This window comes from Enterobacter sp. JH25 (genome assembly GCF_021725435.1).
Taxonomy (GTDB): domain Bacteria; phylum Pseudomonadota; class Gammaproteobacteria; order Enterobacterales; family Enterobacteriaceae; genus Enterobacter; species Enterobacter intestinihominis.
Window position 1 is genome coordinate 1704741 of sequence record NZ_CP091319.1, and the last position, 25178, is coordinate 1729918.

A 25178-nucleotide genomic window follows, 5' to 3' on the forward strand; every position below is an offset into this window, starting at 1 on the left:
AAGGGGAGTGGTCCGGATAAAAGTAAATATAAGCATAGAAAAATGAGTGGCGCTAATGTCAGACGCTATTTAGAATCGCCAACCATGAAAACAGAGACTCCAGCCGTAAAAATGGTTGCCATCGCCGACGACGAGGCGGGGCAACGTATCGATAATTTTTTGCGCACCCAATTGAAGGGTGTGCCAAAAAGTATGATTTATCGCATCTTGCGTAAGGGTGAGGTGCGGGTGAACAAAAAACGTGTGAAGCCCGAGTACAAGCTCGAGGCGGGCGATGAAGTCCGCATTCCACCGGTACGTGTTGCAGAGCGTGAAGAAGAGGTCGTTTCTCCGAAGCTGCAAAAAGTCGCGGCTTTGAGCGACGTTATCCTTTATGAGGACGACCACATTCTGGTGCTGAATAAACCGTCCGGAACGGCGGTACACGGGGGGAGCGGTCTGAGCTTCGGCGTGATCGAAGGTTTACGTGCGCTGCGCCCGGAAGCGCGTTTCCTCGAACTTGTTCACCGTCTTGACCGTGATACCTCAGGCGTGCTGCTGGTGGCGAAAAAACGTTCTGCACTGCGTTCCCTGCATGAACAGCTGCGCGAAAAAGGGATGCAGAAAGATTATCTGGCGCTGGTGCGCGGCCAGTGGCAGTCCCACGTGAAAGTGGTGCAGGCGCCGCTGCTGAAAAATATTCTGCAAAGCGGTGAGCGCATTGTTCGTGTAAATCAGGAAGGGAAACCGTCTGAGACGCGATTTAAAGTAGAAGAGCGCTACGAATTTGCAACGCTGGTGCGCTGTAGTCCGGTGACGGGGCGTACTCACCAGATTCGCGTCCATACCCAGTTTGCAGGCCATCCGATTGCGTTCGACGATCGCTATGGCGATCGCGAGTTTGATAAGCAGTTGGCGGGTACGGGGCTGTCGCGTCTGTTCCTGCATGCGGCAGCGCTGAAGTTTACCCATCCTAATACCGGTGAAGTTATCCGTATTGAAGCGCCGCTGGATGAGCAGTTGAAACGCTGCCTGAAAGTTCTGCGCGGCTGATTATGTGCCGGGTGGCGCTGCGCTTACCCGGCCTACGAAATCCGTAGGCCCATGCAAGCGAAGCGCCGCTGGGCAAAAATCACATCGTCAGCGGATTACACTCTTCTCGCCTTAACATCTGGCACAGCGCAATCAGCGGCAACCCCACCAGCGTGTTGGGATCCCGCCCGTCCAGCTTGTCGAACAGTGCAATTCCCAGCCCTTCACTTTTGAAACTCCCTGCGCAGTTCAGAGGACGTTCCCGACGCACGTAATCCATAATCTCCTCCTCGCTGAGATGACGGAAGTGCACATCAAATGGCTCACACTCGGTTTGCAGATGACCGGAGGCCGAATTATAAAGCGCCAGGCCGGTATAAAAGGTCACGATACTGCCTCGCGCACGCAAAAGCTGCTGGCAGGCATTTTCTTCCGTATGCGGTTTACCGGTGATTTCGCCGTCCAGCACACAAACCTGATCGGAGCCTATAATCAGATGAGCGGGGTAACGTACGGCCAGCGACTGTGCTTTCTCTTTCGCGAGACGGGTCACCAGATGACGCGGTGACTCGCCCGGCTGTGGCGTTTCATCCACCTCCGGCGCGGCGCATTCAAACGGGATCCCGAGCTTTTCCAGCAGCATTCGGCGATAAGGTGAAGTGGAAGCAAGGACGAGATTTGGCATATTTTTATCACCAGATATAGCGTATCGATGCCAGCCATTTTAAACTACAGGCCGCAATGTGTGCGAATAATTGGCAAAAGGCAGCTCTGGTTGCCTTTTTCTTTGACTCTATGACGTTACAAAGTTAATATGCGCGCCCTATGCAAAAGGTAAAATTACCCCTGACTCTTGATCCGGTTCGTACGGCTCAAAAACGCCTCGATTACGAAGGAATCTATTCTTCCGATCAGGCTGAGCGTATTGCCGAATCTGTAGTCAGTGTGGACAGTGATGTAGAGTGCTCCATGTCGTTCGCTATCGACAACCAGCGCCTCGCCGTTTTAACCGGTGATGCAAAGGTGACGGTAACGCTCGAATGTCAGCGCTGCGGTAAACCGTTTGTACAGCATGTTCACACAACGTATTGTTTCAGTCCGGTTCGTTCTGACGAACAGGCTGAAGCACTCCCGGAAGCGTATGAACCGATTGAGGTTAACGAATTCGGTGAAATCGATCTTCTGGCGCTGGTTGAAGATGAAGTCATCCTCTCCCTGCCAGTCGTTCCGGTGCATGATTCTGAACACTGTGAAGTGTCCGAGGCGGACATGGTCTTTGGGGAACTGCCTGATGAAGCGCAAAAACCAAATCCATTTGCCGTATTAGCCAGCTTAAAGCGTAAGTAATTGAGGAGTAAGGTCCATGGCCGTACAACAGAATAAACCAACCCGTTCCAAACGTGGCATGCGTCGTTCCCATGACGCGCTGACCGCAGTTACCAGCCTGTCTGTAGACAAGACTTCTGGTGAGAAACACCTGCGTCACCACATCACCGCTGACGGTTTCTACCGCGGCCGCAAGGTTATCACTAAGTAATCACGCGTCAGCGTGATTAGGCTTAGTGAGGAACTTCCCCGTGAAAACGGGGAGTTTACCGAACCAGGCTGCGACGATACCTTGACACGTCTAACCCTGGCGTTAGATGTCATGGGGGGAGATTTTGGCCCTACCGTGACAGTGCCTGCAGCATTGCAGGCACTGAATTCTAATTCGCAACTCACACTTCTTTTAGTCGGTAATCCCGACACAATCACGCCATTACTTGCAAAAGCTGACTTTGAACAACGTTCGCGTCTGCAGATTATTCCTGCGCAGTCAGTTATTGCCAGTGATGCCCGGCCATCGCAGGCTATTCGTAATAGCCGCGGCAGCTCTATGCGCATGGCGCTGGAGCTGGTGAAAGAAGGGCGAGCGCAGGCTTGCGTCAGCGCGGGAAATACTGGCGCGCTGATGGGGCTGTCGAAATTATTGCTCAAGCCGATTGAGGGCATTGAGCGTCCGGCGCTGGTGACGGTGTTACCGCATCAGCAGAAGGGCAAAACGGTGGTGCTCGATCTGGGCGCTAACGTAGATTGTGATAGTACAATGCTGGCTCAGTTTGCCGTGATGGGGTCGGTGCTGGCAGAAGACGTGGTCGGGATTACCAATCCCCGCGTTGCGTTATTGAATATTGGTGAAGAAGAGACCAAAGGCCTGGACAGTATCCGCGACGCTGCGGAATTACTCAAACAGGTTCCCTCCATCAACTATATTGGTTATCTCGAAGCCAATGAGTTGCTGACGGGCAAAACGGATGTATTAGTGTGTGATGGCTTCACCGGAAACGTGACGTTGAAGACCATGGAAGGGGTCGTACGAATGTTCCTTTCTCTGCTGAAATCGCAGGGAGAAGGTAAAAAAAGGTCCTGGTGGCTGATTTTATTAAAGCGTTGGTTACAAAAAAGCCTGACGCGGCGATTCAGTCACCTCAACCCCGACCAGTATAATGGCGCCTGTCTGTTAGGATTGCGCGGCATCGTGATTAAGAGTCATGGCGCCGCCAATCAGCGAGCATTTACCGTCGCGATTGAACAGGCAGTGCAGGCGGTGCAGCGACAAGTCCCTCAGAGGATTGCCGCTCGCCTGGGATCTGTATTAGCTAAAAGTGACTGAGCGTACATGTATACGAAGATTTTAGGTACCGGCAGCTACCTGCCAAAACAAGTGCGTACCAACGCCGATCTTGAAAAAATGGTAGATACGTCTGACGAGTGGATTGTCACGCGCACAGGTATCCGTGAACGTCGTATCGCCGCGCCAGACGAAACTGTGTCCACCATGGGCTACGAAGCCGCTCAGCGAGCGCTTGAGATGGCTGGCATTGATAAAGAACAGATCGGGCTTATTGTGGTGGCGACAACATCTGCCACGCATGCCTTCCCAAGCGCAGCGTGCCAGGTGCAGAACATGCTCGGCATCAAAGGCTGCCCGGCATTTGATGTTGCAGCGGCGTGCGCGGGTTTCACCTATGCGCTGAGCATCGCCGATCAGTATGTTAAATCGGGTGCCGTAAAATATGCGCTGGTGATCGGTGCTGATGTGCTGGCGCGTACCTGCGATCCAACCGATCGCGGCACAATCATTATTTTTGGCGATGGCGCGGGCGCGGTGCTGCTGGGGCAGTCCGAAGAACCAGGCATCATCTCCACGCACCTGCACGCTGACGGTCGCTACGGCGAGCTGTTAACGCTGCCTAACGCCGATCGCGTTAATCCGGACAGTTCGATTTACCTGACAATGGCGGGTAATGAAGTGTTCAAGGTGGCCGTGACCGAACTCGCTCACATTGTTGATGAGACGCTGGAAGCGAACAATCTGGATCGCGCCGCACTCGACTGGCTGGTACCGCATCAGGCTAACCTGCGTATTATCAGCGCGACGGCGAAGAAGTTGGGCATGTCTATGGATAACGTTGTAGTGACGCTTGATCGCCACGGCAACACCTCTGCGGCATCGGTACCGTGCGCATTTGACGAAGCGGTACGCGATGGACGAATTAAACGGGGCCAACTGGTCTTGCTTGAAGCCTTTGGTGGCGGGTTCACCTGGGGTTCCGCGCTGGTTCGTTTCTAGGATAAGGATTAAAAAATGACGCAATTTGCTTTTGTGTTCCCGGGACAGGGCTCACAAACTGTTGGGATGTTGTCTGAAATGGCAGCAAACTATCCGGTTATTGAAGAGACTTTCCGTGAAGCTTCTGACGCGCTGGGTTATGATCTGTGGGCGCTGACCCAGCAGGGCCCAGCTGAAGAGCTGAACAAAACCTGGCAGACTCAACCGGCACTGCTGGCAGCCTCCGTCGCATTGTGGCGCGTATGGCAGCAGCAGGGCGGCAAAACGCCTGCGCTGATGGCGGGTCATAGCCTGGGTGAATACTCTGCGCTGGTCTGCGCAGGGGTGATTGCCTTCGCTGACGCGGTCCGTCTGGTTGAATTGCGTGGTAAGTTTATGCAGGAAGCGGTGCCAGAAGGCACGGGCGGCATGTCTGCCATCATCGGTCTGGATGATGCTTCTATTGCTAAAGCCTGTGAAGAATCTGCTGAAGGTCAGGTCGTTTCTCCGGTAAACTTTAACTCGCCAGGCCAGGTAGTTATCGCGGGTCATAAAGAAGCGGTTGAGCGTGCAGGCGCTGCCTGTAAAGCTGCGGGTGCAAAACGTGCACTGCCGCTGCCGGTGAGCGTGCCGTCTCACTGTGCGCTGATGAAGCCCGCTGCCGATAAGCTGGCGGTTGAGCTGGAAAAAATGACCTTTAACGCACCGACGATTTCCGTTGTGAATAACGTCGATGTGAAGTGCGAAACCGCGCCGGAGGCTATCCGTAACGCGCTGGTTCGCCAGCTCTACAGCCCAGTTCAGTGGACCAAAACCGTTGAATTTATGGCGTCTCAGGGCGTTGAACATCTGTATGAAGTCGGTCCAGGTAAGGTACTTACCGGTCTGACAAAACGTATTGTAGACACCCTGACTGCCTCGGCGATTAACGAGCCGGAAGCAATGAAAGCGGCACTCTCGCAATAAAAGAGGAATACCATGAGTTTTGAAGGAAAAATTGCCCTGGTGACCGGCGCAAGCCGCGGTATCGGGCGTGCTATTGCTGAAACACTGGTTGCGCGCGGCGCGACGGTGATCGGGACTGCGACCAGCGAGAATGGCGCACAGGCCATCAGCGAGTATCTGGGTGCGAACGGCAAAGGTCTGGTACTGAATGTGACTGAACCAGCATCTATCGAATCTGTTCTGGAAAATATTCGCGCAGAGTTTGGCGAAGTGGATATTCTGGTCAATAATGCCGGGATCACTCGCGACAACCTGTTGATGCGAATGAAAGATGATGAGTGGAACGATATTATCGAAACCAACCTGTCATCGGTATTCCGTCTGTCAAAAGCGGTAATGCGCGCTATGATGAAAAAGCGTCATGGACGTATTATCACTGTAGGTTCTGTGGTTGGTACCATGGGAAATGCTGGTCAGGCTAACTACGCTGCGGCGAAAGCAGGTCTGATCGGTTTCAGTAAGTCGCTGGCGCGCGAAGTCGCGTCCCGCGGAATTACTGTAAACGTTGTTGCTCCGGGCTTTATTGAAACGGACATGACGCGTGCGCTGACCGATGATCAGCGTGCGGGTACGCTGGCGGCAGTTCCAGCGGGTCGTCTTGGCGACCCTAAAGAAATCGCCAGCGCGGTTGCATTTTTAGCCTCTGACGAAGCGGGTTACATCACTGGTGAAACCCTCCACGTCAACGGCGGGATGTACATGGTTTAATCACGATCGAAAATATTTGCGTTATTTGGGCAAATGGCCTCAAAATAACGTAAAATCGTGGTAAGACCTGCCGGGATTTAGTTGCAAATTTTTCAACATTTTATACACTACGAAAACCATCGCGAAAGCGAGTTTTGATAGGAAATTTAAGAGTATGAGCACTATCGAAGAACGCGTTAAGAAAATTATCGGCGAACAGCTGGGCGTTAAGCAGGAAGAAGTTGTGAACTCCGCTTCCTTTGTTGAAGACCTGGGCGCAGATTCTCTTGACACCGTTGAGCTGGTAATGGCTCTGGAAGAAGAGTTTGATACTGAGATTCCGGACGAAGAAGCTGAGAAAATCACCACCGTTCAGGCTGCCATTGATTACATCAACGGTCACCAGGCGTAAGTGAACATCTCCAGGCGGTCATTCGACCGCCTGAGTTTTATCTTTTGTAGTCCCACGAATCTCTTTTTTTATCCCTCCCTGGAGGACAAACGTGTCTAAGCGTCGTGTAGTTGTGACCGGACTTGGCATGTTGTCTCCTGTCGGCAATACCGTAGAGTCCACCTGGAAAGCTCTCCTTGCCGGTCAGAGCGGCATCAGCCTAATCGACCATTTCGATACTAGCGCCTATGCAACGAAATTTGCTGGCTTAGTAAAGGATTTTAACTGTGAAGAGATCATCTCGCGCAAAGAACAGCGCAAGATGGATGCCTTCATTCAATATGGAATTGTCGCTGGCGTTCAGGCCATGCAGGATTCTGGCCTTGAGATTACGGAAGAGAACGCTACCCGTATCGGCGCTGCTATCGGCTCCGGGATTGGCGGTCTTGGCCTGATCGAGGAAAACCATACATCTCTGGTGAATGGCGGCCCGCGTAAAATCAGCCCGTTCTTCGTTCCGTCTACGATTGTAAACATGGTGGCAGGTCACCTGACCATTATGTTCGGCCTGCGTGGCCCAAGCATCTCAATCGCGACAGCCTGTACGTCTGGCGTGCATAACATCGGCCAGGCCGCGCGTATCATCGCGTACGGCGATGCAGATGCTATGGTTGCGGGCGGTGCTGAAAAAGCCAGTACCCCGCTGGGCGTCGGTGGCTTCGGTGCAGCGCGTGCGCTCTCTACCCGAAACGATAATCCTCAGGCGGCGAGCCGTCCGTGGGATAAAGACCGTGATGGTTTCGTGCTGGGTGACGGTGCAGGCATGATCGTACTGGAAGAGTACGAACACGCGAAAAAACGTGGCGCGAAAATTTATGCTGAAGTTGTTGGCTTTGGCATGAGCAGCGATGCTTACCACATGACGTCTCCTCCAGAGAACGGCGCAGGTGCTGCGCTGGCGATGGAAAACGCCATCCGTGATGCGGGCATTACGCCGGCACAGATTGGCTACGTTAACGCGCACGGGACATCTACCCCTGCGGGCGATAAAGCAGAAGCGCAGGCGGTTAAGTCTATCTTCGGCGAATCTGCCAGCCGTGTACTGGTGAGCTCCACGAAATCCATGACCGGTCACCTCCTGGGTGCGGCGGGGGCAGTAGAATCAATCTACTCTATTCTCGCGCTGCGCGATCAGGCTGTACCGCCAACCATCAACCTGGATAATCCAGATGAAGGTTGCGATCTGGACTTCGTTCCCCACGAAGCGCGCCAGGTTAGCGGTATGGAGTACACCCTGTGTAACTCCTTCGGCTTCGGTGGGACTAACGGTTCTCTGATCTTCAAAAAGGTCTGAGTCTGGTTAGTCGCTGACGATAATAAAGGTCCGCTTGCCGGGCCTTTTTTATTAGGTGATATCCCCTTGTCCGGCTAACCACATCCTGCCAGACTGAGCCTCCATGCATAAGGAGCCACTATGTTTTTAATTAATGGCCTTGAGCAAGAAATGCTGCCGGCAAGCGACAGGGCGACCCAGTTTGGCGATGGCTGTTTCACGACCGCGCGTATTCTCGACGGTGGCGTGTGCCTGCTCGGGGCCCATATCCTTCGTTTACAAAAAGCCTGCGAAGCATTATTGATCCCCTTCTCGCAGTGGGACATTCTTGAAAATGAAATGCGTCGGCTGGCGTCAGAGAAAGCAAGCGGCGTCCTGAAAGTCATTATCAGCCGCGGCAGCGGTGGTCGGGGCTATAGCGGTTCTGCCTGCCAGCATCCTGCGCGGATCCTTTCCGTTTCAGATTATCCTTCCCATTACGCGCACTGGCGTGAAGAGGGCGTAGTCCTGGCGCTTAGCCCGGTACGTCTGGGGCGAAACCCGATGCTCGCTGGCATAAAACATCTTAACCGTCTTGAACAGGTGCTTATTCGTACTCATCTTGAGCAGACGGAGGCCGGAGAGGCGCTGGTTCTTGACAGCGAAGGGTACATTACGGAATGCTGTGCGGCTAATTTACTCTGGCGGAAGGGCAGTGACGTATTCACGCCTTCGCTGGAGCAGGCCGGAGTCAACGGCATTATGCGGCAGTTTTGTTTGCAACAGCTGGCACGCGCAGGCTTTCGCGTTGTCGAAGTTAACGCTAAGGAAGAGGCGCTGCTGGCTGCCGAAGAAGTTGTTATCTGCAATGCGCTAATGCCCGTTGTCCCCGTTCGCGCTTATGACCGCAAGAGCTGGTCATCCCGCGAGCTGTTCCAGTTTCTGGCCCCGTTATGTGAGCAAACCAGGTAGTCATGAAGAAAATGTTACGCTTTGTCCTCCTTCTTATCGTTGCGTTCGGAATCGCTGGCGGAGCGGGAGTGTGGAAAGTCCGTCAGCTGGCTGAAAGTCAGATCCTGATTAAAGACGAGACGATTTTTACCCTGAAAGCGGGGACCGGGCGGCAGGCGCTTGGTCAGCAGCTGTATGACGACAAAATTATCAATCGTCCACGCTTATTCCAGTGGCTGCTGCGTATTCAGCCGGACCTGTCCCATTTCAAGGCCGGTACCTATCGTTTCACTCCTGGCATGACCGTGCGCGAGATGCTGCAACTGCTGGAGAGTGGTAAAGAAGCCCAGTTCCCATTGCGTTTTGTGGAAGGTATGCGTCTGAGCGATTATCTCAGGCAACTGCGTGACGCGCCGTACATCAAGCATACGCTGAAAGATGACCGCTACCAGACCGTGGCAGACGCCTTAAAATTCGAACATCCCGAGTGGGTGGAAGGCTGGTTCTGGCCCGATACGTGGATGTATACGGCAGGCACGACGGATGTGGCAATTCTGAAGCGCGCGCACAACAAAATGGTCGCGGCGGTAGACGCTGCGTGGAAAGGGCGAGCAGAGGGCCTGCCTTATCAAGATCAAAACCAGTTCATGACGATGGCCTCGATCATCGAGAAAGAGACGGCCGTTGCTGCCGAACGTGACCAGGTTGCCTCGGTGTTTATTAACCGTCTGCGCATCGGCATGCGTTTGCAAACCGATCCTACCGTCATCTACGGCATGGGCGAAAACTACAACGGCAGGATTTCCAGAAAAGATCTGGAAACGCCAACGGCGTATAATACCTACATGATTAGCGGCCTGCCGCCTGGACCGATTGCGACGCCGAGTGAAGCATCGTTGAAGGCCGCCGCGCACCCGGCCAAAACGCCGTATCTCTATTTTGTGGCTGACGGAAAAGGGGGGCATACGTTCAATACCAACCTGGCCAGCCACAATCGCTCCGTTCAGGACTATCTGAAGGCACTTAAGGAAAAAAATGCGCAGTAAATACATTGTCATTGAGGGACTCGAAGGGGCGGGCAAAACCACCGCCCGTAACGTGGTGGTGGATACGCTGAAATCGCTTGGCGTCGCCGACATGGTCTTCACCCGCGAGCCGGGCGGTACGCAGCTGGCGGAAAAACTGCGCAGCCTGGTTCTGGATATCAAATCCGTTGGCGATGAAGTTATTACCGACAAAGCGGAAGTGCTGATGTTCTATGCGGCGCGCGTTCAGCTGGTGGAGACGGTGATCAAACCCGCTCTGGCAGAAGGCAAATGGGTGATTGGCGATCGCCACGATCTCTCAACCCAGGCGTATCAGGGCGGTGGCCGGGGTATCGATCAGGCCATGCTGGCTACGCTTCGCGACGCGGTTCTGGGGGATTTCCGTCCTGACCTGACGCTGTATCTGGACGTAACCCCTGAGGTGGGCCTTAAGCGCGCCCGTGCCCGCGGTGAACTGGACCGCATTGAACAGGAGTCTTTTGATTTCTTTAACCGCACCCGTGCGCGTTATCTGGAACTGGCCGGGCAGGACAAGACCATTCGTACCATCGATGCGACGCAATCCCTTGAAGACGTTACATGTGATATTCAGCAGACCGTTACGCAGTGGCTACAGGAGCAGCAGGCATGAAATGGTATCCATGGTTGCGCCCACACTTTGAACAGCTGATCGGCAGCTATCAGGTTGGTCGGGGGCATCATGCGTTACTGATCCAGGCGCTGCCGGGAATGGGTGATGATGCGTTGATTTATGCCATAACCCGCTTTCTGATGTGCCAACAGCCGGAAGGACATAAAAGCTGTGGTAAGTGTCGGGGTTGCCAGCTCATGCAGGCGGGCACGCATCCTGACTATTACACCCTCGAACCTGAGAAGGGCAAAAATACGCTCGGTATCGACGCGGTGCGTGAGGTCAGTGAGAAACTGTACGAATATGCGCGTCTGGGGGGGGCGAAAGTGGTGTGGCTGAAAGATGCCGCGCTGCTCACGGAAGCCGCAGCCAACGCGCTGTTAAAAACCCTGGAAGAGCCGCCAGAAAACACCTGGTTTTTCCTCTCCTGCCGCGAGCCGGAACGCTTGCTGGCGACGCTGCGCAGTCGCTGCCGTCTTCACCACCTTGCTGTCCCTCAGGAATCCTGGGCACTCGCCTGGCTTGAGCGGGAAGTGACGGTGTCACAAGACGCGGCGCTCTCAGCGTTGCGCCTGTGCAGCGGTGCGCCTGCGGCTGCGCTGGCCTTATTACAGCCCGAGGTGTGGTCCCAGCGTGAAACGCTGTGTCGTGCGGTTGAATCAGCCCTCGACAGCCATGACTGGCTGAGCGTGCTGCCAGCGCTGAACAGCGATCAGGCTCCGGAACGGCTGCACTGGCTGGCCGCGCTGCTGCTGGATGCGCTCAAAATTCAGCAGGGGGCTACGCTTCTGACTAACCCTGACGTGTGGGCGCTGGTCACCACGCTGGCGAATCGCCTGTCAGGGCAGTCGCTGCACGCTATCCTTCATGATATCTGCCAGAGTCGTGAACAACTTTTGACAGTAACCGGTCTCAATCGCGAGCTTTTACTGACTGACCAGTTACTGCGTATCGAACACTACCTGCAACCGGGCGTCATACCGCCGGTTTCCCACCTCTGAGAGAGACATTATGTTTTTAGTCGACTCACACTGCCATCTCGATGGCCTGGATTATCAGTCCCTGCATAAAAATGTGGACGACGTGCTGGCGAAAGCCGCCGCGCGCGATGTGAAATTTTGCCTGGCCGTGGCAACCACGTTGCCGGGTTACCGCTCCATGCGTGAACTGGTAGGCGAGCGCGATAATGTCGTCTTCTCCTGCGGCGTGCATCCGCTGAATCAGGATGAAGCGTACGACGTTGAGGATTTACGCCGTCTTGCCGCAGAAGAGGGCGTAGTGGCGATGGGCGAGACCGGCCTGGATTATTTCTACACTCCGGAAACGAAACATCGCCAGCAGGAATCCTTCCGTAACCACATCCGCATTGGCCGGGAACTGAATAAGCCGGTTATCGTTCACACCCGAGATGCGCGCGCCGACACGCTGGGTATCCTGCGGGAAGAAAAGGTGACGGATTGCGGTGGCGTACTACACTGTTTCACAGAAGACAGAGAAACGGCGGGTAAGCTGCTTGATTTGGGCTTTTATATCTCGTTCTCGGGGATTGTCACGTTCCGTAATGCTGAGCAACTGCGTGATGCGGCGCGCTATGTTCCGCTGGATCGTATTCTGGTGGAAACCGATTCCCCGTACCTGGCGCCGGTGCCTCATCGTGGCAAAGAGAACCAGCCAGCGATGACCCGGGATGTCGCTGAGTATATGGCCGTTCTGAAAGGTGTCAGTATTGAAGAACTGGCTCGCGTGACAACGGAAAACTTCGCCAGTCTGTTCCATATCGACCCCGCCCGCCTGCAATCTGTCTGATACACCTGTTATTTTTAGGCTCGTAATTAATAAGTAAAGCGAGTAAAGTTCACCGCCTCATTCGGGGCGGTGATGGCGTTTTTAGACACATCCAGACATGCTTTATGTAAATATCTGCAAGTTTTTTGGCCGTCTTGAACTGAAACGTGATAGCCGTCAAACAAACTCAGAGGGAATTATTTTACTCTGTGTAATAAATAAAGGGCGCTTAGATGTCCTGTCCACGGCGCGGTACTTCCCCCGGGCCAATGCGTGAAAACGTAAAAAAAAGCACAAATACTCAGGAGCACTCTCAATTATGTTTAAGAATGCATTTGCTAACCTGCAAAAGGTCGGTAAATCGCTGATGCTGCCAGTATCCGTACTGCCTATCGCAGGTATCCTGCTGGGTGTCGGTTCTGCAAACTTCAGCTGGCTGCCAGCCGTAGTTTCCCACGTGATGGCCGAAGCAGGCGGTTCTGTTTTTGCTAACATGCCGCTGATCTTCGCTATCGGTGTTGCTCTGGGCTTCACCAATAACGACGGTGTTTCCGCTCTGGCGTCCGTTGTTGCTTACGGCATCATGGTGAAAACCATGGCTGTGGTTGCGCCGCTGGTACTGCATTTACCTGCTGAAGAGATTGCCGCTAAGCACCTGGCGGACACCGGTGTTCTCGGTGGTATCATCTCCGGTGCGATTGCAGCGTATATGTTTAACCGCTTCTATCGCATCAAGCTGCCTGAGTATCTGGGCTTCTTCGCGGGTAAACGTTTTGTGCCGATCATTTCTGGTCTGGCCGCGATTTTCACCGGTGTGGTCCTGTCCTTCATCTGGCCACCAATCGGTACGGCAATCCAGACCTTCTCTCAGTGGGCAGCTTACCAGAACCCGGTTGTGGCGTTCGGTATCTACGGCTTCATTGAGCGCTGCCTGGTACCATTTGGTCTGCACCACATCTGGAACGTTCCATTCCAGATGCAGATTGGTGAATACACCAACGCAGCAGGTCAGGTGTTCCACGGCGACATCCCACGCTACATGGCGGGCGACCCAACGGCAGGTAAACTGTCTGGTGGCTTCCTGTTCAAAATGTACGGTCTGCCGGCGGCTGCAATTGCTATCTGGCACTCTGCTAAACCAGAGAACCGTGCAAAAGTGGGCGGTATCATGATCTCCGCAGCGCTGACCTCGTTCCTGACCGGTATCACCGAGCCGATCGAGTTCTCCTTCATGTTCGTTGCGCCGATCCTGTACATCATCCACGCGGTACTGGCAGGTCTGGCATTCCCAATCTGTATCCTGCTGGGTATGCGTGACGGTACGTCCTTCTCTCACGGCCTGATCGACTTCATCGTTCTGTCCGGTAACAGCAGCAAGCTGTGGCTGTTCCCTATCGTGGGTGCGGGCTACGCAGTGGTGTACTACACCGTCTTCCGCGTGCTGATCAAAGCACTGGACCTGAAAACGCCGGGTCGTGAAGATGCAACGGAAGACAGCAAAGCCGGTGTGACCAGCGAAATGGCACCTGCTCTGGTTGCTGCTTTCGGCGGTAAAGAGAACATCACTAACCTGGACGCGTGTATCACTCGTCTGCGTGTGAGCGTTGCCGACGTTGCGAAAGTCGACCAGCCGGGTCTGAAAAAACTGGGCGCAGCAGGCGTCGTTGTTGCAGGTTCTGGTGTTCAGGCAATCTTCGGAACGAAATCCGATAACCTGAAAACCGAAATGGATGAGTACATCCGCAACAACTAAGCTGTGATCTGGGGAGACTAAGGCAGCCGATTGGCTGCCTTTTTTATTATTGCGGTTTGTGGTGCCGGGTGGCGGCTGCGCCTAACCCGGTCTACGTGATGGGTAGGCCCGGTAAGCGCAGCGCCACCGGGCTTAATACTCAGAAATCGTAGCTCGCGCTCACCGAAACGTTCAGTGGCGCGCCATACACTACATACGATCCGACGTAGTCGTAATACTCTTTGTCGAACAGGTTGTTGACGTTAGCCTGAACAGCAAAGTCTTTGGTGACCTGATAGCGACTGAACAGGTTCACCAGCCCATAGCTGCCTTGCTCCGCGCGGGAACGTCCTGCCGGACCGCCTTCCACGTCCGTCCACACTTTGTTCTGCCAGTTTACGCCACCGCCCACGGTCAGTTCCGGCAGCATTGGCAGTTGATAACGGGTGAACAGCTTCATGGTTGTGCGCGGCTGATCGGAGCTGACGGCGTTGCCATTCTTATCTTCTGCAATGTAACGCGTCGCGCCAAAGGTCAGCTGCCAGTTATCGGTCAGTGCACCGTTGAGCTCAAACTCGACCCCTTTGCTGACCACCCCGTCCAGCGATTCATAAATCGACTCACCGCTCGGCATGTAGGTATACGTGTTGCTGGCCACGTTATCCTGCTCAATGCGGAAAATCGCCAACGAGGTGGTGAGGCGGGTATTAAACCAGTCTGCCTTCACCCCGGCTTCGTAGCTTTTACCCGTGGTAGGGTCGAGATAACGTCCACTGGCATTGCGCTTATCCTGCGGCTGGAAGATAGAGGTATAGCTGACGTAGGTCGACCAGTCCTCATTGATGTCATACACCAGGCCGGCATACGGCGTGACATCATCTTTGGTGCTTTCCAGACGTGTATTCGGCGAACCAGCGGGGTTATAGCGAATGTTGTATTGGGTGTAACGCGCCCCCAGGATCAGATGCAACGGATCGGCGAGTGAGAAACGCGCAGAGGAATAGGCTGAAGACTGGCGAATATCATCCTTGCTGTAGAGTTTCCACGGCGTCCACTGCGGATCGGCATTGTTCCCGTTCCAGTTCTTAAAGTTGCCGACATCAACCATGCCGTATACTGCATCCGGCATGGTGTTGTCGTAATGGTTACGCTGACGGCTAAAGCTGCCGCCGAACATCATCTCGTGCTGACGGCCAAAGAGATCGAAGCCGCCGCGCAGGAAGGCATCGACCGCATCCTGTTTACGTTCCCCGCGGTTCCAGCCGCCGTAACCCACCAGGCCAGCGCCGGTCTCTTTATCCGGATAACCGGACATATACATCAGCTTAGAGTCAAAGTTGGTTTCAGCATGCATGCCGTTGATGTGCGCTTCCCAGCCATTATCGAAACGCTGGGTCAGGTTAGCGAAGATGCGGGTGCTGTCTTTATCTGAATAGGCCCAGTCAGGCGCGACGGTCTGGCTGCGATTGTAGTTGGTCTTACTTCCGTCGCTGTACCAGGTCGGCAGCCCGCCCCAGGTTGGGTCGGCGGTATGGCTTTCCTGATACTCATACCCTACAGAGAGGGTCGTGCTGTCGGTAACATCTGCATCCATCACGCCGTAGAGGAATTTCTTCCGGTAGTGGTAGTTATCCACGAAGCTGTCGTTGTCCTGATAACCCGTGATCAGACGACCCCGTACCTTACCTGATTCCACCAGCGGCGCCTGGAGATCCAGCACGTAACGCTGCTTGTCCCAGCTGCCGTAGCTGGCGGAAACGTTGCCTTTAAATTCCTGGCTGTCCGCATGCTTGCGCACCATATTAACGTACGCCGCCGGGTTGCCCGTCCCGGACATCAGGCCTGTGGCGCCGCGGACCACTTCAATGCGGTCATAAATTGCAGTATCGGCGGCGGTATCACCAAAGTTCCACACTTCACTGATGGACGTTGGAAGGTCGTCATAGGCGTAGTTGCTGACGAAAAATCCGCGTGAGTAAAATACGGTACGATCGCTGTCCTGCACCTGCGCCGTAATGCCCGTGGTGTTCGTCAGCACCTGGCCGATGGATTGCAGATTCTGGTCAGCCATACGTTGCTGGCTGATAACGCTGACGGACTGTGGGATGTCGCGGGGAACCAGCAACAGTTTGGTGCCGGTGGTGGTGGTTTTTACGCTGTAATCCTGATCCTGGCTGGCAGAAAGATCCTGTGTGTTATCAAAACCCCCATCAACGACGACGGTATCTTCGGCTGTTGAAGCAGCGAAAGCGGTGGTTGGCGTCAATGCCATAGCAATGCAGGCGGCCAGCAACGAAGGTGTTGCGGCAGGCTGACGTTGCCCATCCCTGGTGTGATTAATGAAAGACATCATCAAACCCTTAGTGAATGGTGAAGGTAGTGCGCGACAGTCCCGCTAGCACGGGCTGACGTCGTTTTCTATGTTAAAAATGCGCATGAAAATGCAAATGCGAAATATACGCATTGTGATTAACGCTGTAAACAGATGTTTCGGGATGAACTGAAATCAGGTTTCAGAAAAGAAATGTCCTAAAGCGATGCCTCTTCACCCAGATGGGCGATAATCAGGAAAGAAATCACGGGAGAAGGTTGAAAGGACAGGAGAAACTCGCTCATACTCTTGTGTTGTGTCACACAGTAAAACAGACAATGTGTGTTAACAACGGACGCACGACGCCAGATTAAACATAAAAGGAAAAGGTCATGGCTGAAGAAACGATTTTCAGTAAAATTATCCGCCGGGAAATTCCGTCGGATATTGTCTATCAGGATGAACTGGTCACGGCTTTCCGCGACATTTCTCCCCAGGCGCCGACGCACATCCTTATTATTCCCAATATTCTGATTCCGACCGTCAATGACGTTAAAACCGAGCATGAAGTGGCGCTGGGCCGTATGCTTACGGTGGCCGCGAAAATTGCTGAGCAGGAAGGGATTGCTGAAGATGGATACCGTTTGATCATGAACTGTAATCGCCATGGCGGCCAGGAAGTCTATCATATTCATATGCATCTTCTGGGTGGACGTCCACTGGGACCGATGCTGGCACATAAAGGTCTTTAATATGTTAACTGGGCGTATTGCAGCGCTGATCGTGACGCTGGTTATGGTTGGGTGCAGCGCGCGTCCCGCCATCCCGGTCAGTGAAGAACAGACGCTGGTGATGGAGTCCTCAGTGCTTGCTGCGGGCATCACGGCGGAAAATCCTTCGTTGACCATAAGCGAAATCCAGTCTTCTGCCTCCTCTACGCTCTATAACGAAAGGCAAGAGCCAGTGACGGTGCATTATCGCTTCTACTGGTATGACGTGAGAGGTCTTGAGATGCACCCGCTTGAGGCGCCGCGTAGCGTGACGGTCCCGGCAAGATCGTCGGTCACGCTCTACGGCAGCGCCAGCTATCTGGGTGCACATAAGGTGAGACTTTATCTTTATTTGTAAGGAGTGAACCTTGATTAAAACAATGAGCCGTTATGCGCTCCTGAGTGCGTTCGCACTCTTTCTGGCAGGCTGTGTGACGCGAACGGAAGAACCTGCACCGGTGGATCAGGCGAAGCCGGGAACGGAACAGCCAACAACACCGGCGCAACCTGTTCCAACCGTGCCGTCTGTACCGACTATTCCGGCGCAGCCTGGCCCGATCGAACATCCGGACGATACCGCGCAGCCTGCGCCGCGAGTGCGGCACTATGACTGGAACGGCGCGATGCAGCCGATGGTGGGCAAAATGTTGCAGGCACAGGGCGTTACGCCTGGCAGTGTGCTGCTGGTGGACAGCGTGAACAATCGTACAAACGGTTCCCTGAATGCGGGAGAAGCGACGGAAACCCTGCGCAACGCGCTGGCAAACAACGGTAAATTTACGCTGGTCTCAGCCCAGCAGCTCGCGGTCGCCAAGCAACAGCTTGGTCTGTCGCCTCAGGACAGCCTGGGTTCGCGCAGTAAAGCGATTGGTATCGCCCGCAACGTTGGCGCGCAGTATGTCCTTTATTCTAACGCGACAGGCAACGTGAACACGCCGTCGTTGCAGATGCAGTTAATGCTGGTTCAAACCGGCGAAATTATCTGGTCAGGTAAAGGTGCCGTTACGCAACAATAAGCGCACGCGTCATGATGTCCTGACGCGTTATTTCCCCCAGTACCGTGTTATCGCGCCGCAAGCCCCCGTCGGGCTTGGCGGCGCGAGTTGCATTATTGAGCGTGGCGACCATCGGCTGGTTTTACGTCAGCATCACGATGCCGCCGCGCCTGCCGCCCATTTTCGTCGCCAGTTCCGCGCCCTGAAGCGCCTTCCCGGCGACCTTGCCCCGAAACCTCATCTCTTTATCAGGGACTGGATGGCGGTGGCGTTTATTGCGGGTGAGATCAAAAGCGAGCTTCCCGATACGCCCACGCTGGCAGCCATGCTGTATCATCTGCATCGACAGCCGCGTCTGGGCTGGCGGGTGACGTTACTTCCATTACTGGATAGCTATTGGCAGCAGGCTGCGCCTGGACGACGCACGCCCTTCTGGCTGGCGCAGCTTAAGCGGCTGCGTAAAGCGGGAGAGCCGAAGGCGTTACGTCTGGCGCCGCTGCATATGGATGTCCATGCGGGGAATATCGTTCATACCACGGCGGGCGAGAAACTTATCGACTGGGAATATGCCGGGGATGGTGACGTGGCGCTTGAACTCGCTGCGGTCTGGATGCCTGATGAGGCTTCGCGCGTGCAGCTGATAACCGCCTATGCCCGAAACGCCAACATAAATGTACTCACCCTTGCGCGGCAGGTCGCGCGCTGGCGTCCGTGGGTGCTGATGCTGATGGCGGGATGGTTTGAAATGCGCCTTCAGCAGACAGATGACGAACAATTTATTGCGCTGGCAAATGATGCCTGGCGTCAGTTACAAACGAAAGGATAAGAGAGGTTGGTGTGGGTCCAGTAATGTTGGATGTTGAAGGGTTTGAGCTTGATGCGGAAGAGCGCGAAATTCTGGCGCACCCGCTGGTAGGGGGGCTGATTCTTTTCACCCGCAATTATCACGATCCGGCGCAGTTGCGCGAGCTGGTTCGCCAGATCCGCGCGGCGTCACGCAATCGCCTGGTGGTGGCCGTCGACCAGGAAGGTGGACGCGTGCAGCGTTTCCGCGAAGGGTTTACCCGTTTACCCGCCGCACAATCTTTTGCTGCGCTGCTGGGTGCTGAAGAGGGCGGTCAACTGGCGCAGGACGCAGGCTGGCTGATGGCGAGCGAGATGATCGCCATGGATATCGATATCAGCTTCGCCCCGGTGCTGGACGTAGGACACATTAGTGCGGCAATAGGTGAGCGTTCGTATCATGACGATCCACGTATCGCGCTGGCAATGGCGACGCGCTTCATTGACGGTATGCACGATGCGGGCATGAAAACCACCGGCAAGCATTTCCCGGGCCACGGGGCGGTGACGGCGGATTCCCATAAAGAAACCCCGCGCGATCCGCGCCCGGAAGCAGACATTCGCGCTAAAGATATGTCTGTTTTCCGCTCGCTGATTACCGATAACAAGCTGGACGCTATTATGCCTGCGCACGTCATCTACAGTGACGTTGATCCGCGTCCGGCCAGCGGCTCTCCGCACTGGCTTAAAACCGTGCTGCGTCAGGAGTTGGGCTTCAATGGCGTTATTTTCTCTGACGATTTATCCATGGAAGGGGCGGCGATCATGGGAAGCTATGCCGAACGTGGGCAGGCTTCGCTGGATGCGGGTTGCGATATGATCCTCGTCTGCAATAATCGTAAAGGGGCGGTGAGCGTGCTGGATAACCTGTCGCCGATCAATGCTGAACGTGTTACACAATTGTATCATAAAGGTTCATTTAGTCGTCAGGAGCTGATGGACTCGGCGCGCTGGAAAACGGTAAACGCCCGGCTTGAAGCCCTGAACGAGCGCTGGCAGGCACATAAAGCAGCCCTTTAATTCATCCCGGAAGGCGTAGCGTGGTGAGACGATGATCATTTATTTACACGGTTTTGACTCAAACAGTCCTGGTAATCATGAGAAAGTGCTGCAATTGCAGTTTATCGATCCGGATGTCCGGCTGATCAGTTACAGCACGCGTCATCCGAAACATGACATGCAGCATCTGCTTAAAGAAGTGGACAAAATGTTGCAGCTCAATATCGACGATCGTCCGCTGATCTGCGGCGTGGGGTTGGGGGGATACTGGGCAGAGCGCATCGGTTTTTTATGCGATATCCGTCAGGTCATTTTTAATCCTAACCTGTTTCCAAACGAAAACATGGAAGGCAAGATTGACCGTCCGGAAGAGTACGCCGATATCGCAACAAAATGCGTGAGCAATTTCCGCGAAAAGAACCGCGACCGGTGTCTGGCGATCCTCTCCCGCAACGATGAAGCGCTGGACAGCTCCCGCGCTGCCGAACTTCTGCATCATTACTACGAAATTGTCTGGGACGAAGAGCAGACCCACAAGTTCAAAAATATTTCCCCGCACTTGCAGCGTATTAAGGCCTTTAAAACGCTGGGCTGAACTCCCTGAACCTGACAAAGGCCCGGTACGTGAAAGCGTGCCGGGCCTCTTTTTTGTCAGAGTTGTCTACTTTTAAACCATCAAAACTTGATACATATCAATTTTGGTATGACCAATGCGCCTGACGTGCTATTCTCAATGAATCTGAATGGTTTCAGCGCAGTAACCTGTTGTTAATTAAGGGTTATTTATATAACTTTTAATTAACAATTGGTTAATAATTTGAGGGGGTCACGTTGACTACGCCATTGAAAAAGATAGTGATTGTCGGCGGTGGTGCTGGCGGACTGGAGCTGGCGACGCAGCTGGGTAAGAAACTGGGTCGCGGTAAGAAAGCCAAAATCACGCTGGTGGATCGTAACCACAGCCATCTGTGGAAGCCGTTACTGCACGAAGTGGCGACCGGGTCGCTGGATGAGGGCGTGGATGCGCTCAGCTATCTGGCACATGCGCGTAACCACCACTTCCAGTTCCAGCTGGGTTCGGTGGTGGACATCAACCGTGAAAACAAAACCATCACGCTGGCTGAGCTGCGTGATGATAAAGGCGAGCTGCTGGTTCCTGAGCGCAAGCTGGCCTATGACACGCTGGTGATGGCCCTGGGCAGTACGTCCAATGATTTCAACACCCCAGGCGTAAAAGAGCACTGTATCTTCCTGGATAACCCGCATCAGGCGCGTCGTTTCCATCAGGAGATGCTTAACCTGTTCCTGAAGTACACCAACAACATGGGTGCTAACGGCAAGGTTAACATTGCTATCGTGGGCGGCGGCGCAACGGGCGTTGAATTATCGGCGGAGTTGCACAATGCGGTCAAACAGCTGCACAGCTACGGCTACAAAGGACTGACTAATGAAGCGCTGAATGTGACGCTGGTGGAAGCAGGTGAACGTATTCTGCCTGCGCTGCCGCCGCGTATTTCCGGCGCGGCGCACAACGAGCTGACCAAACTGGGCGTGCGCGTGCTGACCCAGACCATGGTGACCAGCGCGGATGAGGGCGGACTGCATACCAAAGACGGCGAATACATCCAGGCCGACCTGATGGTCTGGGCTGCGGGGATCAAAGCGCCTGATTTCATGAAAGATATCGGTGGGCTGGAGACAAACCGCATTAACCAGCTGGTGACAGAGCCGACGCTGCAAACCACGCGCGATCCGGACATCTTCGCTATCGGCGACTGTGCCTCCTGCGCGCGTCCGGAAGGCGGATTTGTACCGCCTCGCGCTCAGGCCGCGCACCAGATGGCAAGCCTCGTGCTGCATAATGTCCTGGCGCAGATGAAAGGCAAACCGATGAAAGCCTATGTCTACAAAGACCACGGCTCTCTGGTGTCGCTCTCAAACTTCTCCACCGTGGGCAGCCTGATGGGTAACCTGATGCGCGGCTCCATGATGGTAGAAGGGCGCATCGCCCGCTTCGTGTACATTTCTCTGTACCGTATGCACCAGATTGCGCTGCACGGCTACTTCAAAACCGGCCTGATGATGCTGGTCGGCCGCATCAACCGCGTTATCCGCCCACGCCTGAAGCTGCACTAATTTCTCCCTCCCTCCGGGCTCTCCGGAGGGAATTTTTAGCACATCATGCTGTGCATTTCGCTCCTGACGCTTAAGAGTTCTCTTAAACAGACGCTATCCCAGCTCATCCCCCGGTTTTTTGATCCTTTATCTTATTGGCGAAGCGTTTATTGCGCTGCAAAATTGCTACCAATTGCAACAAAGGAGGAAGTCCCGTGAATAAATCAATGTTGGCGGGTATAGGGATTGGCGTCGCAGCTGCGTTAGGTGTGGCTGCCGTTGCCAGTCTGAACGTACTTGATCGTGGCCCGCAGTATGCGCAGGTGGTTTCCGCTACACCGATCAAAGAGACGGTCAAGATGCCTCGTCAGGAGTGCCGTAATGTTTCTGTCACCCATCGTCGTCCGGTTCAGGATGAAAACCGTATCGCTGGCTCCGTGCTGGGCGCGGTTGCTGGTGGGGTGATTGGTCATCAGTTTGGTGGTGGCCGTGGTAAGGATGTCGCGACGGTAGTTGGTGCGCTGGGTGGCGGTTATGCCGGTAACCAGGTGCAGGGTGCGATGCAGGAAAATGATACCTACACCACAACGCAGCAGCGCTGTAAAACCGTATATGACAAGTCTGAAAAAATGTTGGGCTACGACGTAACCTACAAAATTGGCGATCAGCAGGGCAAAATCCGCATGGATAAAGATCCTGGTACGCAGATTCCTCTCGACAGCAATGGTCAGCTGATACTGAATAACAAAGTGTAAAAAAGATGTTCTCTGAACTTAGCTCCTCATGCGCTCAGGCTGAGGAGCTTTTTTTTTGCGTCAGAGTTTAAGAAGTTCAGGCCACAGGCGCAGCGTTGTTTGCGTAATCCCCTGCAGTTTTTCCAGCGTCGCGCCTTCACGGGCGCTGATGGACATCCCCTGTAGAATACAGCTCAGATACTGGGCCAGCTCCTGCGGACGGCAATGCGCCGGAATTTCACCGCGCTGCTGGCGTTGAGCCAGAAACGTGCTGAGCGTCTCCTCCTGCATCGCATGGCGCGATTTGACCGTGTTGGCAATCTCTTTCGACGATGCCGCGAGGGTCGCGGAGGTGTTGATCATAAAACAGCCCGCGGGCGTGTCTTTACTGGTAAAGCAGGTTGCGACTGCGCAGAAATAATCCTGCAATGCCTGCTCAACCGTTTTTTCTTCACAGAATAGCTGGGCTTCGTGTTTTGCCGCGAAGCGCGAGATGTATCTGTCCAGAACGGCCCGGAATAAGCCTTCTTTGTTGGTGAACTCTGCGTACAGGGTAGGGGCTTTCGCGCCCGTTGCTTCCACCAGGTCGGAGAGCGACGTGGCTTCATACCCATGCTGCCAGAAGAGCGTCATGGCCTTATCGAGCGCCGCATCCCTGTCGAACACTTTTGGTCGGCCACGGCTTTTCTTTGCGCAACGCGTGACATCGGTTGTCATGTGCCGTTGGTCCTCTGTTGTTTTGTTGAATAGTCATTATAAAAATAAACGTCTGCGACGACCAGCGGTGATTTCTTAAAAATAATTTAATTTTATCTTTATGAAATATAAGGAAAATGAAATTAATTTAACGACCATTATAAAAATGGGTTGACGTGTGACCTGGATCACATCTATCATTTACCTATCGATCGTTAACTAAATAACTAACGACCACTACATCATCTGCCCAAAGGTATAAAATCATGAAAAACGTTAAAACCCTCATCGCTGCCGCCGTTCTGAGTTCACTCTCTTTCGCAAGCTTCGCTGCTGTTGAAGTGCAATCCACTCCAGCAGACCAGCAGAAAGTCGGTACCATCTCTGCCACTGCCGGGACTAACCTCGGCTCTCTGGAAGATCAGCTGGCACAAAAAGCTGACGAAATGGGTGCGAAATCATTCCGCATCACCTCTGTGACCGGTCCTAACACCCTGCACGGTACCGCAGTTATCTACAAATAAGCGTAACGCAACCCTCCGTTATGCCACTGCAAAAAAAACGCCCTGCTAATGCAGGGCGTTTGTCGTTATTACCGTTTACATTGACTGCTGAGCAACCTCATGATGCCGCGTGACATCGGTTGGCATCCCGGAGCGCGCTTCCATCGCCCGCTCCATCACTGCGCCATCGGTGTTTGCATTCGTTTTAAAGCTCACCATAGAGGCATTCAGATTAATCGGCAGCGTCTGCGGATCGTCATTAATGTTTTTCGATAGCGGCTGGTGGATCTCAACCAGACGGACGCCACCCGGCTCTTCAGACACTTTAATCGGCGTATTGATGATATTCACTTTCGTGCCAGGGGCGATCACGCGGTAGAGCGTTTTGATGTCGTCATCGCGCAGGCGAATGCAGCCGGAGCTGACGCGCATCCCGATCCCGAAATCCGCATTCGTTCCGTGCAGAAGATAAACCCCACCGTAGGCCGCCAGGCGAATTGCATGGTGCCCCATCGGGTTATCCGGGCCCGCGGGAACCACGGCAGGCAGGTCGATACCTTGAGCTTTATAACGGGCGCGAATGTTTGCCGTCGGGGTCCAGGTTGGATTAGCGCGCTTATCAGAGACGGTGGTGACCATGGTAGGGGTCAGCGTATCGCCCCCCAGTTGACCAATACCGATAGGGTAAACGGTAACTTCGTACTTGCCCGGCGGGTAGTAATACAGACGCAGCTCGGCGAGGTTTATCACAATCCCCTGACGCGGCGCGTCCGGCAGGATGGTTTGCAGCGGAATCGTCAGTACGCTGCCCGCCCGGGGCACATAGGGATCTACGCCCGGGTTGGCCTGCAACAGCGCCAGGAACCCGACGTTATATTTTTTAGCAATCGCTTCCAGCGAACCGCCATCGTTTTCAACCACGTGAAAGCGGTTTTCACCGACAACGTTGCTGCCGGCGGGCGGAAGAGGCCAGGTATTGGCGCGTGCAGGGAGCGCGACGGCAACCGTCGCGGCCAGCGCAACCACAGTTAACCAGCGGGTAAAACGCGAAGAAATCATCATTATCATA

28 protein-coding genes are annotated in these 25178 nt (G+C 54.3%); 24 read left to right on the plus strand and 4 right to left on the minus strand.

Features of this window, described 5'->3' with window-relative positions; all coding sequences use genetic code 11:
* The first annotated feature begins 84 nt into the window (after positions 1–84).
* Positions 85–1032 carry a 23S rRNA pseudouridine(955/2504/2580) synthase RluC gene (rluC, locus tag L2Y28_RS08070; protein ID WP_003857970.1) on the plus strand — a complete coding sequence of 316 codons (948 nt, stop codon included), beginning with the start codon at positions 85–87 and terminating at the stop codon, positions 1030–1032.
* Positions 1033–1111: 79 nt separating this feature from the next.
* Here the strand turns inward: rluC and L2Y28_RS08075 are convergent, their stop codons facing one another.
* Complete coding sequence (locus tag L2Y28_RS08075) at positions 1112–1696, minus strand: nucleoside triphosphate pyrophosphatase (protein WP_032622147.1); 585 nt, start codon at positions 1694–1696, stop codon at positions 1112–1114.
* Positions 1697–1836: 140 nt separating this feature from the next.
* Between L2Y28_RS08075 and yceD the strand changes: the two genes are divergently transcribed.
* The 14 genes from yceD (at position 1837) to ptsG (ending at position 14164) form a co-directional block, all read left to right on the plus strand.
* Entirely contained in the window at positions 1837–2358 is a 522-nt protein-coding gene (gene yceD / locus L2Y28_RS08080; protein ID WP_003857966.1) for a 23S rRNA accumulation protein YceD, read from the plus strand.
* Positions 2359–2374: 16 nt separating this feature from the next.
* Positions 2375–2548, plus strand: coding sequence for a 50S ribosomal protein L32 (gene rpmF / locus L2Y28_RS08085; RefSeq protein ID WP_003857964.1), 174 nt, complete (start codon positions 2375–2377; stop codon positions 2546–2548).
* Positions 2549–2629: 81 nt separating this feature from the next.
* A complete protein-coding gene (plsX, locus tag L2Y28_RS08090; protein ID WP_198921375.1) occupies positions 2630–3664 on the plus strand; it encodes a phosphate acyltransferase PlsX in 1035 nt (344 codons plus the stop codon).
* Positions 3665–3670: 6 nt separating this feature from the next.
* A complete protein-coding gene (locus tag L2Y28_RS08095) occupies positions 3671–4624 on the plus strand; it encodes a beta-ketoacyl-ACP synthase III (RefSeq protein WP_003857960.1) in 954 nt (317 codons plus the stop codon).
* A 15-nt stretch (positions 4625–4639) separates the two neighbouring features.
* Positions 4640–5569 carry an ACP S-malonyltransferase gene (gene fabD / locus L2Y28_RS08100; protein ID WP_022647738.1) on the plus strand — a complete coding sequence of 310 codons (930 nt, stop codon included), beginning with the start codon at positions 4640–4642 and terminating at the stop codon, positions 5567–5569.
* 12 nt (positions 5570–5581) lie between these two features.
* Positions 5582–6316 carry a 3-oxoacyl-ACP reductase FabG gene (fabG, locus tag L2Y28_RS08105; RefSeq protein ID WP_022647739.1) on the plus strand — a complete coding sequence of 245 codons (735 nt, stop codon included), beginning with the start codon at positions 5582–5584 and terminating at the stop codon, positions 6314–6316.
* 154 nt (positions 6317–6470) lie between these two features.
* Positions 6471–6707 (plus strand): acyl carrier protein, encoded by a 237-nt coding sequence (gene acpP / locus L2Y28_RS08110; RefSeq protein WP_003857954.1) that lies wholly within the window; start codon positions 6471–6473, stop codon positions 6705–6707.
* A 91-nt stretch (positions 6708–6798) separates the two neighbouring features.
* Positions 6799–8040, plus strand: a complete 1242-nt coding sequence (gene fabF / locus L2Y28_RS08115; RefSeq protein ID WP_022647740.1) for a beta-ketoacyl-ACP synthase II — start codon at positions 6799–6801, stop codon at positions 8038–8040.
* Between the two features lie 120 nt (positions 8041–8160).
* On the plus strand, positions 8161–8970 hold the full coding sequence (gene pabC, locus L2Y28_RS08120) for an aminodeoxychorismate lyase (RefSeq protein WP_022647741.1): 810 nt from the start codon (positions 8161–8163) through the stop codon (positions 8968–8970).
* 2 nt (positions 8971–8972) lie between these two features.
* On the plus strand, positions 8973–9995 hold the full coding sequence (gene yceG / locus L2Y28_RS08125) for a cell division protein YceG (RefSeq protein ID WP_022647742.1): 1023 nt from the start codon (positions 8973–8975) through the stop codon (positions 9993–9995).
* Positions 9985–10626 carry a dTMP kinase gene (gene tmk / locus L2Y28_RS08130; RefSeq protein WP_022647743.1) on the plus strand — a complete coding sequence of 214 codons (642 nt, stop codon included), beginning with the start codon at positions 9985–9987 and terminating at the stop codon, positions 10624–10626. The genes yceG and tmk overlap by 11 nt, the downstream gene beginning before the upstream one ends.
* Entirely contained in the window at positions 10623–11627 is a 1005-nt protein-coding gene (gene holB / locus L2Y28_RS08135; protein ID WP_022647744.1) for a DNA polymerase III subunit delta', read from the plus strand. The genes tmk and holB overlap by 4 nt, the downstream gene beginning before the upstream one ends.
* Positions 11628–11637: 10 nt before the next feature.
* Entirely contained in the window at positions 11638–12432 is a 795-nt protein-coding gene (locus L2Y28_RS08140) for a metal-dependent hydrolase (RefSeq protein ID WP_022647745.1), read from the plus strand.
* Between the two features lie 298 nt (positions 12433–12730).
* Entirely contained in the window at positions 12731–14164 is a 1434-nt protein-coding gene (gene ptsG, locus L2Y28_RS08145) for a PTS glucose transporter subunit IIBC (RefSeq protein WP_006809245.1), read from the plus strand.
* Positions 14165–14303: 139 nt separating this feature from the next.
* On the opposite strand, the gene fhuE is transcribed toward ptsG, so the two are convergent.
* Positions 14304–16493, minus strand: a complete 2190-nt coding sequence (gene fhuE, locus L2Y28_RS08150) for a ferric-rhodotorulic acid/ferric-coprogen receptor FhuE (protein WP_032623347.1) — start codon at positions 16491–16493, stop codon at positions 14304–14306.
* Positions 16494–16846: 353 nt separating this feature from the next.
* On the opposite strand from fhuE, the gene hinT reads away from it, so the two are divergent.
* The 8 genes from hinT (at position 16847) to L2Y28_RS08190 (ending at position 22931) form a co-directional block, all read left to right on the plus strand.
* Positions 16847–17206 (plus strand): purine nucleoside phosphoramidase, encoded by a 360-nt coding sequence (gene hinT, locus L2Y28_RS08155; RefSeq protein WP_006809243.1) that lies wholly within the window; start codon positions 16847–16849, stop codon positions 17204–17206.
* A gap of 1 nt (position 17207) precedes the next feature.
* Positions 17208–17582, plus strand: a complete 375-nt coding sequence (locus tag L2Y28_RS08160) for a YcfL family protein (protein WP_022647747.1) — start codon at positions 17208–17210, stop codon at positions 17580–17582.
* Between the two features lie 13 nt (positions 17583–17595).
* Positions 17596–18240, plus strand: coding sequence for a penicillin-binding protein activator LpoB (gene lpoB / locus L2Y28_RS08165; protein ID WP_085929697.1), 645 nt, complete (start codon positions 17596–17598; stop codon positions 18238–18240).
* The gene (gene thiK / locus L2Y28_RS08170) at positions 18221–19045 is read left to right on the plus strand and encodes a thiamine kinase (protein ID WP_022647748.1); all 825 of its coding nucleotides are present in this window, start codon (positions 18221–18223) and stop codon (positions 19043–19045) included. The genes lpoB and thiK overlap by 20 nt, the downstream gene beginning before the upstream one ends.
* A gap of 11 nt (positions 19046–19056) precedes the next feature.
* Positions 19057–20082, plus strand: coding sequence for a beta-N-acetylhexosaminidase (gene nagZ / locus L2Y28_RS08175; protein ID WP_022647749.1), 1026 nt, complete (start codon positions 19057–19059; stop codon positions 20080–20082).
* Between the two features lie 31 nt (positions 20083–20113).
* Positions 20114–20656, plus strand: coding sequence for an alpha/beta hydrolase YcfP (gene ycfP, locus L2Y28_RS08180; protein WP_022647750.1), 543 nt, complete (start codon positions 20114–20116; stop codon positions 20654–20656).
* A gap of 236 nt (positions 20657–20892) precedes the next feature.
* Positions 20893–22197, plus strand: a complete 1305-nt coding sequence (locus tag L2Y28_RS08185; RefSeq protein ID WP_022647751.1) for an NAD(P)/FAD-dependent oxidoreductase — start codon at positions 20893–20895, stop codon at positions 22195–22197.
* A gap of 194 nt (positions 22198–22391) precedes the next feature.
* Positions 22392–22931 (plus strand): glycine zipper 2TM domain-containing protein, encoded by a 540-nt coding sequence (locus tag L2Y28_RS08190; RefSeq protein ID WP_022647752.1) that lies wholly within the window; start codon positions 22392–22394, stop codon positions 22929–22931.
* 60 nt (positions 22932–22991) lie between these two features.
* Here the strand turns inward: L2Y28_RS08190 and comR are convergent, their stop codons facing one another.
* The gene (comR, locus tag L2Y28_RS08195; RefSeq protein WP_022647753.1) at positions 22992–23627 is read right to left on the minus strand and encodes a TetR family copper-responsive transcriptional repressor ComR; all 636 of its coding nucleotides are present in this window, start codon (positions 23625–23627) and stop codon (positions 22992–22994) included.
* 245 nt (positions 23628–23872) lie between these two features.
* On the opposite strand from comR, the gene bhsA reads away from it, so the two are divergent.
* Entirely contained in the window at positions 23873–24130 is a 258-nt protein-coding gene (gene bhsA, locus L2Y28_RS08200) for a multiple stress resistance protein BhsA (protein WP_006809234.1), read from the plus strand.
* A 75-nt stretch (positions 24131–24205) separates the two neighbouring features.
* Here bhsA and L2Y28_RS08205 read toward each other — a convergent pair whose 3' ends face one another.
* The gene (locus L2Y28_RS08205) at positions 24206–25171 is read right to left on the minus strand and encodes a L,D-transpeptidase family protein (protein ID WP_022647754.1); all 966 of its coding nucleotides are present in this window, start codon (positions 25169–25171) and stop codon (positions 24206–24208) included.
* Positions 25172–25178: the final 7 nt, after the last annotated feature.

Coding starts and splice junctions, on each gene's coding strand:
- bhsA (WP_006809234.1), top strand. CDS start 23,873: ATGAAAAACGTTAAAACCCTCATCGCTGCCGCCGTTCTGAGTTCACTC.
- L2Y28_RS08160 (WP_022647747.1), top strand. CDS start 17,208: ATGTTAACTGGGCGTATTGCAGCGCTGATCGTGACGCTGGTTATGGTT.
- L2Y28_RS08075 (WP_032622147.1), bottom strand. CDS start 1,696: ATGCCAAATCTCGTCCTTGCTTCCACTTCACCTTATCGCCGAATGCTG.
- hinT (WP_006809243.1), top strand. CDS start 16,847: ATGGCTGAAGAAACGATTTTCAGTAAAATTATCCGCCGGGAAATTCCG.
- L2Y28_RS08095 (WP_003857960.1), top strand. CDS start 3,671: ATGTATACGAAGATTTTAGGTACCGGCAGCTACCTGCCAAAACAAGTG.
- acpP (WP_003857954.1), top strand. CDS start 6,471: ATGAGCACTATCGAAGAACGCGTTAAGAAAATTATCGGCGAACAGCTG.
- comR (WP_022647753.1), bottom strand. CDS start 23,627: ATGACAACCGATGTCACGCGTTGCGCAAAGAAAAGCCGTGGCCGACCA.
- fhuE (WP_032623347.1), bottom strand. CDS start 16,493: ATGTCTTTCATTAATCACACCAGGGATGGGCAACGTCAGCCTGCCGCA.
- fabG (WP_022647739.1), top strand. CDS start 5,582: ATGAGTTTTGAAGGAAAAATTGCCCTGGTGACCGGCGCAAGCCGCGGT.
- rpmF (WP_003857964.1), top strand. CDS start 2,375: ATGGCCGTACAACAGAATAAACCAACCCGTTCCAAACGTGGCATGCGT.
- fabD (WP_022647738.1), top strand. CDS start 4,640: ATGACGCAATTTGCTTTTGTGTTCCCGGGACAGGGCTCACAAACTGTT.
- L2Y28_RS08205 (WP_022647754.1), bottom strand. CDS start 25,171: ATGATGATTTCTTCGCGTTTTACCCGCTGGTTAACTGTGGTTGCGCTG.
- L2Y28_RS08140 (WP_022647745.1), top strand. CDS start 11,638: ATGTTTTTAGTCGACTCACACTGCCATCTCGATGGCCTGGATTATCAG.
- yceD (WP_003857966.1), top strand. CDS start 1,837: ATGCAAAAGGTAAAATTACCCCTGACTCTTGATCCGGTTCGTACGGCT.
- tmk (WP_022647743.1), top strand. CDS start 9,985: ATGCGCAGTAAATACATTGTCATTGAGGGACTCGAAGGGGCGGGCAAA.
- ptsG (WP_006809245.1), top strand. CDS start 12,731: ATGTTTAAGAATGCATTTGCTAACCTGCAAAAGGTCGGTAAATCGCTG.
- pabC (WP_022647741.1), top strand. CDS start 8,161: ATGTTTTTAATTAATGGCCTTGAGCAAGAAATGCTGCCGGCAAGCGAC.
- yceG (WP_022647742.1), top strand. CDS start 8,973: ATGAAGAAAATGTTACGCTTTGTCCTCCTTCTTATCGTTGCGTTCGGA.
- holB (WP_022647744.1), top strand. CDS start 10,623: ATGAAATGGTATCCATGGTTGCGCCCACACTTTGAACAGCTGATCGGC.
- ycfP (WP_022647750.1), top strand. CDS start 20,114: ATGATCATTTATTTACACGGTTTTGACTCAAACAGTCCTGGTAATCAT.
- rluC (WP_003857970.1), top strand. CDS start 85: ATGAAAACAGAGACTCCAGCCGTAAAAATGGTTGCCATCGCCGACGAC.